This is a genomic window from Blautia sp. HCP3S3_C12 (genome assembly GCF_052064155.1).
Taxonomy (GTDB): domain Bacteria; phylum Bacillota; class Clostridia; order Lachnospirales; family Lachnospiraceae; genus Blautia_A.
Genome location: NZ_JBQHWC010000009.1, coordinates 16,390 through 30,443 on the forward strand (window position 1 = coordinate 16,390; position 14,054 = coordinate 30,443).

General features: G+C 45.8%; 12 protein-coding genes. 1 reads left to right on the forward strand and 11 read right to left on the reverse strand.

Annotation, left to right across the window (positions count from 1 at the left end; all coding sequences use genetic code 11):
* Positions 1 to 108: 108 nt before the first annotated feature.
* The 4 genes from glgB to ACTNDS_RS08915 form a co-directional block, all read right to left on the reverse strand.
* Positions 109 to 1,995, reverse strand: coding sequence for a 1,4-alpha-glucan branching protein GlgB (glgB, locus tag ACTNDS_RS08900; protein WP_441035127.1), 1,887 nt, complete (start codon positions 1,993 to 1,995; stop codon positions 109 to 111).
* Between the two features lie 326 nt (positions 1,996 to 2,321).
* On the reverse strand, positions 2,322 to 3,671 hold the full coding sequence (locus ACTNDS_RS08905; RefSeq protein WP_441035129.1) for a polysaccharide deacetylase family protein: 1,350 nt from the start codon (positions 3,669 to 3,671) through the stop codon (positions 2,322 to 2,324).
* Positions 3,672 to 3,759: 88 nt separating this feature from the next.
* Positions 3,760 to 5,004, reverse strand: coding sequence for a trigger factor (gene tig, locus ACTNDS_RS08910; protein WP_441035131.1), 1,245 nt, complete (start codon positions 5,002 to 5,004; stop codon positions 3,760 to 3,762).
* Positions 5,005 to 5,038: 34 nt separating this feature from the next.
* The gene (locus ACTNDS_RS08915; RefSeq protein ID WP_441035133.1) at positions 5,039 to 6,700 is read right to left on the reverse strand and encodes a polysaccharide deacetylase family protein; all 1,662 of its coding nucleotides are present in this window, start codon (positions 6,698 to 6,700) and stop codon (positions 5,039 to 5,041) included.
* Between the two features lie 213 nt (positions 6,701 to 6,913).
* Here ACTNDS_RS08915 and ACTNDS_RS08920 point away from each other — a divergent pair, with 213 nt between their 5' ends.
* Positions 6,914 to 7,360 carry a hypothetical protein gene (locus tag ACTNDS_RS08920; RefSeq protein ID WP_173744172.1) on the forward strand — a complete coding sequence of 149 codons (447 nt, stop codon included), beginning with the start codon at positions 6,914 to 6,916 and terminating at the stop codon, positions 7,358 to 7,360.
* A 78-nt stretch (positions 7,361 to 7,438) separates the two neighbouring features.
* Here the strand turns inward: ACTNDS_RS08920 and ACTNDS_RS08925 are convergent, their stop codons facing one another.
* From ACTNDS_RS08925 to ispE, 7 genes are all read right to left on the reverse strand, one after another.
* Positions 7,439 to 7,885, reverse strand: coding sequence for a DUF1934 domain-containing protein (locus ACTNDS_RS08925; RefSeq protein ID WP_441035134.1), 447 nt, complete (start codon positions 7,883 to 7,885; stop codon positions 7,439 to 7,441).
* Between the two features lie 36 nt (positions 7,886 to 7,921).
* Positions 7,922 to 8,743, reverse strand: coding sequence for a glutamate racemase (gene murI, locus ACTNDS_RS08930; protein WP_173744174.1), 822 nt, complete (start codon positions 8,741 to 8,743; stop codon positions 7,922 to 7,924).
* Positions 8,744 to 8,779: 36 nt separating this feature from the next.
* A complete protein-coding gene (locus ACTNDS_RS08935; RefSeq protein ID WP_173744175.1) occupies positions 8,780 to 9,022 on the reverse strand; it encodes a hypothetical protein in 243 nt (80 codons plus the stop codon).
* A 44-nt stretch (positions 9,023 to 9,066) separates the two neighbouring features.
* Positions 9,067 to 10,740 carry a GerAB/ArcD/ProY family transporter gene (locus ACTNDS_RS08940; protein WP_441035136.1) on the reverse strand — a complete coding sequence of 558 codons (1,674 nt, stop codon included), beginning with the start codon at positions 10,738 to 10,740 and terminating at the stop codon, positions 9,067 to 9,069.
* The gene (locus ACTNDS_RS08945; RefSeq protein ID WP_186995488.1) at positions 10,737 to 12,269 is read right to left on the reverse strand and encodes a spore germination protein; all 1,533 of its coding nucleotides are present in this window, start codon (positions 12,267 to 12,269) and stop codon (positions 10,737 to 10,739) included. Before ACTNDS_RS08945 ends, ACTNDS_RS08940 begins: the two co-directional genes overlap by 4 nt.
* 146 nt (positions 12,270 to 12,415) lie before the next feature.
* Positions 12,416 to 13,135 carry a GntR family transcriptional regulator gene (locus tag ACTNDS_RS08950; RefSeq protein ID WP_173744178.1) on the reverse strand — a complete coding sequence of 240 codons (720 nt, stop codon included), beginning with the start codon at positions 13,133 to 13,135 and terminating at the stop codon, positions 12,416 to 12,418.
* Positions 13,136 to 13,171: 36 nt separating this feature from the next.
* Positions 13,172 to 14,032 carry a 4-(cytidine 5'-diphospho)-2-C-methyl-D-erythritol kinase gene (ispE, locus tag ACTNDS_RS08955; RefSeq protein WP_441035138.1) on the reverse strand — a complete coding sequence of 287 codons (861 nt, stop codon included), beginning with the start codon at positions 14,030 to 14,032 and terminating at the stop codon, positions 13,172 to 13,174.
* Positions 14,033 to 14,054: the final 22 nt, after the last annotated feature.

Below are 14,054 nucleotides of genomic sequence, written 5' to 3' on the forward strand. Positions count from 1 at the left end.
TCAACATGTACAAACTTAATCAACTCTTCTTGTTCGCGCTCATTATATCGCACTCAGAAAGAAAAAGCAATTATTTATTTTGCACGAATTTTTAACGCTTTACCATGTTTAATAGGTAAATACTGCAACTCCGTAAGCAGGAAGCGGATATGCAAAGGAAAACGGTCTGTTATCGCACTCCTGTTTCTCAGCCTTAAAGGTCTTTGGCTCTGTCAACAGACCATTTTCATCCATGATCTGCTTATATTGTTTTTTCTTTGGTACACCTACTCTGTAGTCCGGACGGTCCACAGGAGTGAAATTAACCACATACAAAATATTATTTCTTCCGGTAGGTGACTTTCTCACAAAACTGAAGATACTTCTGTCCCCGTCATCGGCATTGATCCACTCAAAGCCGGATGGATCATTATCCATAGCATAAAGAGCAGGATATTTCTTATAAATCGTAAGAAGATCTGCATAATATTCCTGCAGCTTTCTGTGCGGTTCTTCCTGCAGCAGGAACCAGTCAATTTCTCTCTCCTCGCTCCACTCTCTGAGCTGTCCGAAATCCTGTCCCATAAACAGAAGCTTCTTACCCGGATGACAGGTCATAAAGGAATATGCAGCCTTCAGATTTTTCACTTTATCCTCCGGGCTTCCGGGCATCTTTTCCAGCATAGAGCATTTCAGATGAACCACCTCATCATGGGAAAGTACCAGCACATACTTCTCACTATATGCGTAAGTCATGGAGAATGTCATCTTATTATGGTTATATTTACGGAAATAAGGATCCAGCTTCATATATTCCAGGAAGTCATTCATCCAGCCCATATTCCACTTCAGGCTGAAGCCCAGTCCCTCTTCCTCCACAGCTCCTGTAACCTTGGGCCAAGCAGTAGATTCCTCTGCGATCATAACAGTTCCATGGTTTCTTCCCTGCACTACTGTGTTCAGATGCTTAAAGAAATCAATGGCTTCCAGATTTTTATTTCCGCCGTACTTATTTGCAACCCATTCGCCATCCTTTTTGCCGTAATCAAGATACAGCATAGATGCCACCGCATCTACTCGCAGTCCGTCTACATGGCATTCCTCCACCCAGTAGAGAGCATTGGCAATCAGGAAGTTCTTTACCTCCGGGCGGCCGTAATTATATATCTTTGTCCCCCATTCCGGATGCTCTCCCTGTCTGGGATCCTCATGCTCGTACACTGCAGTTCCGTCAAAGTTAGCCAGACCATGGGCATCCTTTGGAAAATGTGCCGGCACCCAGTCAAGGATAACTCCGATCTTATTGCGATGAAAATAATCAATCATATATTTGAAATCCTGAGGTGTTCCATAACGGGAAGTAGGAGCATAATATCCGGTCACTTGATATCCCCAGGATCCGTCAAAGGGATGCTCTGCAATTCCCATCAGCTCTACATGGGTATATCCCATCTTCTTCACATAGTCAGTAAGAACAGGGGCTAATTCACGATAATTATAAAAGCCTTCCTCATTCTCTTCTGTCCATCCATGCTTCATCCAGGAACCGGGGTGTACTTCATAAATTGCCATAGGCTGTGTTTTATAATCATACTTTTCTCTGTTTCTGATCCATGTGGCATCTTTCCATTTATAATCTGTAATATCTGTGATCCTGGATGCAGTTCCGGGGCGCTTCTCAGCTTCATTAGCATAGGGATCTGCTTTGTAAAGCTTCTCCCCGTGAGCTCCTGTAATAAAAAACTTATACAGCTGTCCGATCTCTGCTTCCCTTACAAAAATCTCATAAACCCCGATGGGACCCACCTTCTTCATAGGATTGGCAGTCTCATCCCATCCATTAAAGTCTCCGATCACTGACACTGCCTGTGCATTAGGTGCCCAAACAGCAAAATATACACCCTTTTTGCCACGACGGGTACCAGGATGTGCTCCTAATTTTTTATATACTTCATAGTTGGTCCCCTGACCAAATAAATACTGATCTAAATCTGTAAATTTCATATTTTCACCCATCTGGAGTCCTCCCTTAGCGAACTGACCTTTAGTCATTCTATAGTTTTTATTATACCAATGACCATCCTCTACGTCAATCATATTTCTGTGTATATTCAACAATTTTTCTGATGATTTTATGTGTTTTTTGTAAAATTCATTAACTATAACCTTTTCATTTCATGATATCAGAGTCAAAAGGTCAAAATAAATCAGCGGAGCAATTTGCAGATATCAAAAAAAGAGCCGTTCCCTCTGCGATATATCTGCAATTCTGAGTATATATCACAGTTTTACAGGAACTGCTCTTCTTTCTTTTATCCGGACAGATCTCTGAAATTCATGTTTTATTCGTATCCGTCCCCATAATCTACATTATCATCACTGTAATCTCCGGAATCATCATAGCTTCCGTCGTCATAGCTACCATCATCATAGCTGCCGTCATCATAGCTGCTGTCATCTGTGCTTCCATCTCCAGAATCTGTACTTCCATCAGAATAATCCTCACTTCCGTCAGAAGAGTCTGTACTTGCATCAGATGTACCATCTGTTCCGTCTGCAGAAGCTGCTGCATCAGAACCTCCCTGATATCCCGGAACCTGTCCGCTGTCCAGAGTACTCTGCCAGAAATCCACATAACATGCATTCTGCAAGGTTACATTCTTGGCTTCTGCCATCTCACTTACAGTTACAAGTTTATATCCCTTTGCAATAAGATCTGGTATCAGCCTCAAAGCTGCCTTTACAGACGGCTCATGAATATCATGCATCAGGATGATACTTCCATCTGTCAGATCTCCATTCATTACCGCACTGTAATCTGCATCTGCATCCATAAGCTTCCAGTCCTCTGTATCCAGAGACCACATAAAGAACGGCTTATTTACAGTATTATAAATATCTGAATTTCCGTCTCCGTAAGGCGCACGTGCCACACTCGCAGCCTGTCCGCATGCCTGAATCAACGCATCATCTGTATCAGAAAACTGCTTTGCAACTGCATCAAGATCAATTGTTGTCAGCTGTGTATGATCCCAGGAATGATTTCCAATCTCACAGCCAAGTTCAAGCATACGTTTTGGTGCCTCCGGATATGCACTGACATTCTTACCAAGCATAAAGAATGTAGCATGTGCATTGTTCTCCTCCAGGCAATCCAGAAGCTCCTCTGTATATTGTCCGGGTCCGTCATCAAAGGTCAGTGCCAGCATGGGGCGCTTCTGAGACGAATCGTAGGTGCCGTCATCCTTGAAAAAATAATCATTCACTCCCTTGGTTACCCAGCCGGTCTGTAAATATCCATTGGAATCGAAGGCATATGTCTGTCCGTCAATCTCCTGGAAGCCCCCGGCATAATATGTACCATCTGCGTTCTGATACCATTTCCCATTGGAATCCTCATGCCATCCAACAGTCATGGTGCCTATTTTATCTGTATCTGATTTTCCCTTCAGCGGCTGTCTCACTGCTGCATTTGGATCAGTAGTCTGCTCAGTCTGCGCCTGAGCCTCTACAGTTTTCCCTGTATTACCGCCTCCGGTTACACGATGTGCGACAGGAATTATGATCCCTCTGACCACAAATACAATTGCCAGAATCAGTCCCACGACATAAAGGCCTAATCTTGTATATCGCCTGATCATCATCTGACGTTTTTTTCTGCGCATTCTTTCACGCAAAACACGCTTATCCATTGTTACCTTTCCCCACTTTTTGTTTAATATTCATGTCAAGTATCTCTCATTACTCTATCATAACTCATTTGCCCGATAAATACAATCACTATTCCGCCTCTGTACCAAGCTCATCTTCCAGATTCTGATCTACTTCTGACTCTTCTGTCTGGCTGTCTCCTGATGCAGAGTCCTCTGCCTGCTCCGCAGCACCCTCTGCATTATCTGCTACTGTATCTCCGTTTGCTGACTTTTCACTTACCCTTGCATTCTTCACAATAAAGTCTTCCACCCGCAGCAGTCCCACAGACTCATCCACATAGCTCTGCCCGTAGGTATCTACCAGTTCTGCAAGATTAGCGGCTCCCATCTGTTTTACAAGCTCCTCCTGCACCTTAAGGCTTTCCTTATCATCCAGGGAAAGTCCCTCTGCATCCATAATGCCCTGAACGATCAGATTCTGCTTTACCTTGCCCTCTGCATACTGGCGGCTCTGCTCATCAAAAGCATCCTGGGAGATTCCCTGGCTTTCCACAAACTCCTCCAGCGTCATATCTGCCTGTTTCGCATAAACCTCCATACTCTTGTGGAATTCAGAGATCGCATTCTCCACATCTGCCTCAGGATATTCCTTTACCTCTGTGTTCTCCAGAACTGTATTCCATGCAGTGTTTTTCAACACTTCACCTGCAGATTCCCTGGCTTCCTTTTCCAGAGTCTTATAAGTTCCCTCCCTGTATTCTTCTACTGTGGTATAATCTGTATTTTTTGTTACCCATTCATCTGTAAGCTCAGGAGCACGGCGGACATTCTGGACAGTCACCTTATAGTCTGCCTTTTTTCCTGCCAGTGTACTATCACTGTAATCTGAAGGGAAATCAATAGAAATTTCCTTTGTCTCCCCCTTCTTCATGCCAATCACACCCTGCTCAAACTCCTGGAACATCCCGCCGTTTCCTATGATAAAATCATAATTATTGGCAGTTCCTCCGTCAAAAGTCTCTCCGTCAATAGTTCCCACATAATTCACTGTAACCAGATCACCCTCCTGGGCTCCGTCAGAAACTGCCTCTGCTTTATCCTGAAGCTCCTGGTCGATTCTGGCCTGCACATCATCATCTGTGATGACCTCCACTGTATTATCCAGGATCAGCCCCTTATACTCTCCCAAAGTGATATATTTATCTACATTATCAACAGAAACCAGCCTGGAAACCCCTGCCTCCGCAGTTTTTCCATCTGTGTTCTCCTGTGTTTCTGCCGTATCCGTCCCTGTTTTCCCGCTTTCTCCACAGCCTGTCATTGTCAGCGCCAGGCATGCAGCAAGCATGGCAAGATATATTCTTTTCTTCATATTCTCTCCCTTCTATCGCTATACTCCGTTAATTCTACCCCATTGGCGGCACCGGTACCGGTCTGGCAGGATCAAATACTGCGCTGGCATCAAACAGATCCGTCAACAGATCCGGATTATAATACATTCGGTATCCATCCAGATTTCTTCTTCCCATGCGGAAATATCTGTCACGGAGCTGCACGTAATATTTACTGGAGTCCACATTGCAATAATAATTATAGCCCTGGCTCTTCAGATACTCAAATTTATCTCCGGAATAGTCCTCCACTCCTGTAAGGTCTGCGCCAAAAGCAAAGATAATGATATCTGTTCCTCCGATCAGAGGATCCACATTTTCCTTAAATTTCTGGGTATCTGCCTGAAGCCTCTCCAGACTGATCTGACTTACATTCAGATGTCCCCAAGTGTGGCTGGCAAAGACCCATCCGTCCTCCTTCATAGCCTGGGCAACCTTTTTGGCTTCTTCTCTCTCAGTATCCAGGTTAAAATCCGGATGACTGTTCAGCCAGTCTACCTTATTCTGGTCCAGATCATCGGGCCGTGTCTCATAGCTAATATCTGTACGATATCCCAGGATTCCGTTATAGCCGGTCAATGCCACAATTCCCTTAGCTCCCCGATAGGAAAAATCCGGATGCTCCTCTACAAAACGGTCGATCAGCGGAACCATATCATAATCTCCCACAGATACACTTCCATCATCATTTACATATTCATTGCGGATCTTACCATCCTCATCCACCACCAGTTTGGTGGCAAATCCGTCACCGTCCATATAATGATAATAGCACACATCATCCTGCGAAAGGACAAACGGCACTTTACCGGGGGGCAGAAGAATCTCTCCTGCGCTCATATTACCATTCTCATCTACCTTGGCCAGATCATAAATATTTACCATTACATAGCCCTTATCATACATGCTCTGAGTGATCTTATTAAATTCATCTATGGTGGTCATTACCTGATCGTAATCTGCAGCCTTGTAATCTCCGTCAAAGGCCTTAGAGGTATCTGCGATCAGGGTGTGATAAAACACATGTGTCACCTGATCGATAGGCCAGGATACACAGGAATCCTTTTTCTTCTGATATACCTCCACTGCATGCTGAAATCTGCTGTTGGTCTCATAATAAGAGCTTTCCTTCAGAACCTTGATTGCCTTGTCATAATTATACTGCTGACTGTAAAGCTTGGCCCTTTTGTATATCTTTTTCTCTTCCTTGGTCATTGTTTCCTGATTGTCCTCAGGGGCAGGAGTCTCCTCCACCTTTGCAGAAGTCTGCTCTGTCTCCTTTGTTTCTTCTTTTTCCGCCTCTTCTGCTTTCTTCGTATCCTCTGCAGTCTCTTTTTTCTCTTCTTTTTTATTGCTTGCTGTCAGTTGGGAAATTTTCACCTGCTGTTCCTTAAAAAAAGTCTGAAGCTCATCTCCGTAAAATCCCACGCCAACACCTATGGCTGCCACTGCAGCAACAAGGATCCCGCCTGCAATACGACGGTTTCTCCTTTTTCGCTTCTGGCGTCTGCGGCGCTCCTGTCTGGCAGCTTTCCGCTCTTCATAGGCTTTATCATCGTCTTCATAAGCTTTATCACTGTCTTCATAAGCTTTATCATTATCTTCCACAGGTACATCCTGTTCTTTTTCCATAAGTCTCTCCTCTGTTTCAACAGAATCAGGCTTCATTTCGCTCATAATTTTCTCCTTTATCCATATAAGTAAAGACAACATCCTGTTCCTTTTCGCTTTGCCTCCGGAAACAGGTTATACATAATTAATTATACCCCGAAAACAAATAAATTTCCACTTAATTTCCGAAAACCTGCACGAACAGTAACTTGCGTTTTCAACAATTTAATGGTAAAATAAAACAATGATGTTTACACTACATTAATTAGGAGGATGCAAATGAGCACAGTAACAATTGTCCTTCTGGTCATTCTTGTTATCCTGATCGGTGTACTGATCGGTTTATATTTCTTTGGCAAAAAAGCACAGAAGAAACAGGAAGAGCAGCAGGCTCAGATCGAAGCAAGCAAACAAACTATTTCCATGCTGGTTATCGATAAAAAGAGGATGCCACTGAAGGAATCCGGCCTTCCTCAGATGGTTATTGACCAGACCCCTAAGCTGATGCGCCGTTCCAAGCTGCCAATCGTCAAGGCAAAGGTTGGCCCCAAGATTTCCATTCTGATTGCAGATGAGAAGGTTTTCGACCTTATCCCTGTGAAAAAGGAGATCAAAGCAGAGGTAAGTGGTCTTTATATCGTAGGAGTAAAGGGACTCCGTGGTTCTCTGGAAGCTCCGGCTCCGAAAAAGAAAGGGTTCTTCGGCCGTTTCAAAAAGAACAAATAATCAACTCAAAAATAAAAAAGGCTGCTGTTGTCACAGCAGTCTTTCTTATTTTTTCGCCTGTACAGGCAGACATACCTGTTATAAAGTAAATTTCTTACAGTCCTTTGGCTGTGCCTGGATAGCCAGACAGCAGTCTGCAACATGCTCCTGGTTCATATCCAGTGCATAGTCCACCTTCATGTTCAGGCCTCCGTCCTTTTCCTCCAGGAAAAGATTGGTGGCCGCGATCCCCATCTCAATGGTTCCGTAGGGAGTAGAATAATAGGTCATATTCTTCTTTCCCTGCTCAAAAACCATATGTACATTGACTACTCCCTTTTTGCGGACTTCCATGCCCTTAGGAGACATTTTTATGTAATTAATGATAGGCTTGTGGGAATCCTCCACAATTTCCTCATAACGGAGATAGTGGCTTCCGTTGCGGAAATAGTACTCTCCCGGTACAATGATCTCCACCGGCTCCTCTTCTCCCTGAGAATCAATCATATGTAAACCTTTTACATGAATCAATACTTCTTTATCCATCTTTCTCTGCTCCTGACAGGCTGCCCTTACAGCGCCTTAATACTTCTCAATATCAATTTTCTTGGTCATTTCCACATCATAAGGAAGAATCGAATTGGCAAATTCCTTAAACTCATCTGCCAGATCACTGACAAAAAAGCGATAAGGGAACTCCTTCTGCTGTGCCCCTGTACTGGAAAGTCCCTTTTCTGTCAACAGTCTGCCCAGCTCCAGAGCTGTCTCATAAGCCGGATTCACCAGACACACATCCTCTCCCATAATTTCCCGGATTGTGGAACGAAGCAGGGGATAATGTGTACATCCCAGAATCAGTGTATCCACTTTTTTATCCTGTAGCTCCCTTAAGTATCTGACCGCCACCTCTGTAGTCACCGGATCATGCAGCCATCCTTCCTCCACAAGAGGAACAAAAAGCGGACAGGCCTTGCCAAATACCGTGATCTCCGGGTCCAGCTTCCTGAGATATTCTGCATGGATGCCGCTGCCCACAGTACCCACAGTACCAATGATCCCCACACGCTTATTTCTGGTGCGGGCAGCAGCCACCTTGGCACCGGCTTCGATCACCCCGATAATGGGAATGTCAAAGTCGTCCCGTATAGCATCCAGAGCAAACGCACTGGCTGTATTGCAGGCAACCACGATGGCCTTCACCTGCTGTTCCTGAAGAAAGCGGCAGATCTGGTGCGAATACCGGATGACCGTCTCCCGGGATTTATTCCCATAGGGCACCCGCGCTGTATCGCCAAAATATACTATTTTCTCTGAAGGAAGGTTACGCATGATCTCCCGCGCTACTGTCAGTCCTCCCACACCGGAATCAAAAACTCCTACCGGTGCCTCTCTGTCTGTTTTCATTGCTCAATCTCCATCTCTTTGGGTTATTTTCCTATTCTAACACCAATCGAGAACCTGTGCAAGCCAGAAGGAAATCTTTACTTTTTCTTTTGTATTCTCAGGTTTTTCCGCAAAGCAGAATTTCGGATATAAAGATCCCCACCAGGCAGTGATCTGTGCCTGTTCCCTGTAAATATTTTCTGTATATTCTGTTCTCTCCGGTACTGCATTTACCAGAAAAGTCCCCACAAGTCCTGCTGCCAAAGACAATACCAGTCTTCTTTGCCTTTTTTTCTCCATAAACCATATCCTCCTTACAGAAAGCATTTCCAGTTCCAAAAACTTTATACAGAAATTTCCAGACTAGAATCCGTCACTGTAATTTCCGGCAGCTTTGGCATGGTATGGCTTTTATATTTCTCATAAAACACCTGCCGCAAGGTTACCGTATGCACCCTGCGCCCGGACATCCGGTTTTCGATCAGCCCTGTAACATATTCTCCCAGAGAAGAATTATCCTGCCCCTGCCAGTTCAGCACCTGGCCGGCATTTTCTGCCTGAAATACATACAGATCCTCTCCCACAAAGGCTTCCTGCTTCAGATAGTCCAGCACCAGCTCCCATCGTCCATCCTCCAGAAGCTGCTTCCCCAGCACTAACACCTGAAGGTGCCCCAAATCCCGGAATTTTTCCTGAGAACGATCATAAGCTTCCTCTATCTGTGTAAAATTCTCTCCTCTGATCGCCAACACCCTGGTGCTTCCATTTTCCTCCTCTTTTCCCTGTCCTGTACTTTCAGGCAGATCAGGCATTCCATAGGAAACCAGAAGTCCATCCTCAGAGGCATCCACCCCCAGAGCCAGGGCATACATTCTTTTCTCCGGCTCTACAGCCCCTGCACAGCCACCCAGCATTATGCTGCAGATAAGTACTCCGGAAATTATCACCCCTTTTTTTCTGTGGCGTTTTTTCGACCTCAGAAAAAGAAATATCTGACAGATCAAAAGACCGGGAACAAAAATATAGCCAAGGTACCAGCCAAAAGACTCCAGAATCCACTTTCCTGTCCGGGCAATGCACCAGATCAGAACTGCTGCGACTGCAGTCCACATTTTTCCCCGTCCCAGTCCTGCTCCTTCCGCGATCTGCCTGCTATAATGTAGAAGGCTTCCCAGGGCAAACAAAAGACTGTACAGCAGAAAACCCATCCACAGTACATCAAATCTGGCCAGCACATTTCCCGGCAGGTCTGCTCCGTCCAGCAACGGCAGCACCGGATATCTCTCCTGAACAACCCTGCCATATCCCAGCACAGCAGGAAGGAGCACAGCCATTCCCATAAGGATTCCACCCAATGTGAGAATCCCCGCCAGCACTGTTTTCCCGGCACTTGCATATTTCTCTACATTTCCCAGGAGAAAGGGAAGAAGCCCTACAGCAGAAAACGCACATATGGTTCCGTAAAAGCCATCAAAAATCTCCTGACCCGAAAACTTCCATGCAGCAGCCATATCCTGCAGATATTCTATCTTTCCCTGAGGAATACATAGAACCATCATCAAAATCATGCCTCCCAGCAGCACCCCTCCGGATATCTGTGCCATTCTTCCTCTGCCGGGCATTCCTCCCCTGATCCCGGTCATGCACACCAGAACTGCCCAGAAAGTAATCCATTCCTCAGACATTCCTGTAATCAGGCTTACCGGCACCAGCTGTCCCAGAACAGCCAGGATATAGCCGCCTGCCATAAGAATAAACACCATGAAAAATAATCCTGTCAGCTGCCCCACAAGAACTCCGCCGCTTTTCTTCAGATTCTCAAACACCGGTGCCATACGGATAAGAACGATCACATAAAAACCCAGAGGGATCAAGGCCATTGCCATGCCAATCAATGCATTGATTCCATTCAGCTTCCTGACTCCGTACATACACAGAATAAAGGGCGCCAGAAACTCCAGGATCATCTGCCTGTAAAGCTGTCTGTGGGAAATTCTGTTATTTTCTGCAAATCTCATGACTGCTCCTTTCTTTTCAACCGCAGGCTCTGGTCTTCTCTGGCATAGCCCGGCCGAAAGATTCTTCTGCGGATAGGCAGCCGCCAGATTCCCTCCCCGGAATTGGTTCCGGAAGTTTTTTTCACAAAGGGCATCAGATAAGGAATTCCAAAGCTGACAAGCCCTGCCAGATGTCCTGCTGTAAGATATATTCCCAGAACAATACCATAAATCCCCAGGCCGCCTCCCATAACAAGAAAAACATATTTCAGCAGCCGAAATGCTGCCGCAAACTCTTCATTGGGAACTGCAAGAGATCCCAGTGCTGTAAGCGCCACAATCATCACTACAATAGGGCTGACCAGGTTTGCCTCCACAGCCGCCTGACCGATTACCAGGCCTCCCACAATTCCGATGGCATTTCCCAGGGCACCCGGCACCCTCACCCCCGCTTCCCGCAGCAATTCAAAGGACAGTTCCAGAAAAATCAGCTCTGTCACACTGGAAAAAGGAACTCCCTCCCTGGCCTCTGCAAAGGAAAGGATCAGATTCCCAGGCAGAATCTGGGTATGAAAGCGTATCACTGCCAGATAAAGTCCCGGCAGAAGGGTAGCTGCCAGCACTGCCAGATACCGTAGCATCCGCAGAAAGGAAGCCATCTCAAACCTGTGATACCAGTCCTCGCTGCTCTCCATAAAGCTGCCGAAATTCCCAGGCAACACCAGTGCTTCCGGAGAGTTATCACACAGAAGCACAACCTTTCCGTTCAGAATTTCCTGCACAGCCCGGTCCGGCCGTTCTGTAGTCTGATACTGGGGAAAAGGCGAATACCATGCATCCTCAGTCAGCTGCTCCAGCATCCCACTGTCCAGGATCCCGTCAATCTCAAACTCTCCCAACCGTTCCTTTACCTCCTCCAGAAGCTCCTCATGGACCAGATCCTCCATATAAAGAATCTGTACCAGAGTGTGGGACCGGACACCTACATTATATTCCTCCACCTTCAGCCTGGTATCCCGCAGACGCTTCCTCACCAGCGCAGAATTACTTTTCACACTGTCGGAAAATCCTTCTCTGGAGCCTCTGAGTACCTTTTCTTTATCAGCTTCCGATACTCCCATAGCCGGGTATCCTTTGCTTGATATTTTCATGGCCCTGTCATAACCATCCATAAAGAAAACTGCATTTCCTGTAAGTATGGCGCTTAGCGCCTCTTCCATTCCGGATAACTTCTTTACATCTGCAATTCCCAGACTGTTGTACTGAACGAACTCCCGGATCTGTTCCGGAGAAACGGTCCAGAAATGATTGATCATTTTTCCAATGGCAGAATCATCCAGCATCATATTGGAAACAGCAACCTCAATATATACCATCAGACAATCTACCTTTCGCTGCTCTCCCAACCGCATGGGACGGATCAGAATATCACTGCAGTTTTCCAGCCGTTTTCTCAGATACTTCTCATTTTCCCGCAGACTGGAGCTGATTTTTCTGTCCTGTGCGTTGTCCCCTTCCTGCTCCGGCTGTCTTTTTTTCTCCTGCTCCAATGCTTTCCCTCCTGATTTCCTCATGATTTTATCCTTTTACTCACTTCCCTCTCTGTCCTTTTCCTTCGGATGACTTTCCACATCCTATTTTTTCCACAAAAAAGAGAGGTCTTTCACCTCTCTTAGAATCTCCGAAATTTGAAATTTTATTTATGATTTCTGCTCTTCTCTCTCTCCCGCTTCTCCTTTTCCGCATTCTCTGCCTCAATGGATCGCATGATCGCCATTCTCTGATTCTCAATATGCTGAAATGACAGCTCCTTTGCGCGCTCCACATTGCGCTCCCGGATAGCCCTGGTCAGCTCCTCATGCTCCTTCACCAACACATCTCTGGTTTCTCCCTCTTTCAGATATTCCACCCTGTAACGGTAGATCTGCTCACGCATGTTGTTCAGCACCTGAATCAGACGCTTGTTATCTGATGCCCGATAAATAATCTCATGAAAGGCCACATCAGCCTCTGCCAGCTTTACCAGATTTCCCTCTGCAATGGTATGCTCAAACTCCTTGGCTGCAAGCCACAGTTTGCTCATCTCCTCCTCAGTCATACGGTCACAGGCCTTTTCAATGGCAACATTTTCAAGAGCAATACGAACCTCAAGAACATCATTCAGATCCTTCTCTGTAATATTGGCAACCTGGGCTCCCCTGCGCGGGATCATCACCACCAGTCCCTCCTGTTCCAGCTTGCGCATTGCCTCACGAATAGGAGTTCTGCTGACTCCCAGCCTTTCTGCCAGTGCAATCTCCATCAGTCTCTCCCCCGGTTTCAATTCCCCCTTCAGTATTGCCTGACGCAAAGTATTAAAAACCACATCCCGCAGTGGCAGATATTCATTCATATTTACGGAAAACTCACTTGTCATCTGTATATTCCTCCGCTCCTTCTGTATATTTCAATATCAAATCCTGTTAAAGACTCTGGTTCCAAATACTGTTTTGGCCAGATTACTCTCTCTCAGGATTTTCGCAGCAGCATCCATTTTCTCCTGACTGTCAAAAATGCCAAACACTGTAGGGCCGCTTCCACTCATCATAGCCTTCAATGCCCCATGGCTCTCCATCAGATCCTTAATCTCCTGAATCACAGGATACTGACCAATAATTCCCGGTTCAAATACATTTCCCATTTTGGCAGTCATTCCCTGCAGATCACCATTCTGAATATCCTGAATCATTCCGTCAATATCCGGATGATTCTGAATCCCAGACAGATTCAGGCTCTCATAGGCTGCCCTGGTAGATACATTGATCCCCGGCTTACCGATCAGCACAAAGCACTCCGGTACCTGAGTGATTCCGGTAAGCTTCTCACCGATCCCCTCTGCCAGAGCCGTACCTCTCATAATACAATAAGGAACATCTGCCCCAATCTTTACTGCCCGGTCCATCAGTTCTCTCTCGCTCAGTCCAAGCTTAAACAGACGATTGATCCCCACCAGTGTTGCTGCCGCATCAGAGCTTCCTCCTGCCATTCCTGCAGCTACAGGAATAAACTTTTCAAGTCTGATGGTAACTCCAACCTTCACCTGAAATTCATCCATCAAAAGCTTCGCTGCTTTGTACACCAGATTTCTCTCGTCACAGGGAATATATGGATAATTCACAGACAGAGAAATCCCGGGGGCTTTCTTTTTCTTTATCTCCAGCACATCATACATCTGAATGGTCTGCATGATCATCCGCACCTCATGATATCCATCCTCTCTTTTTCCCAGAATATCCAGTCCCAAATTAATCTTCGCCAGTGCACGTAAACGCATATAACCCTCCGTTTATTCCTTT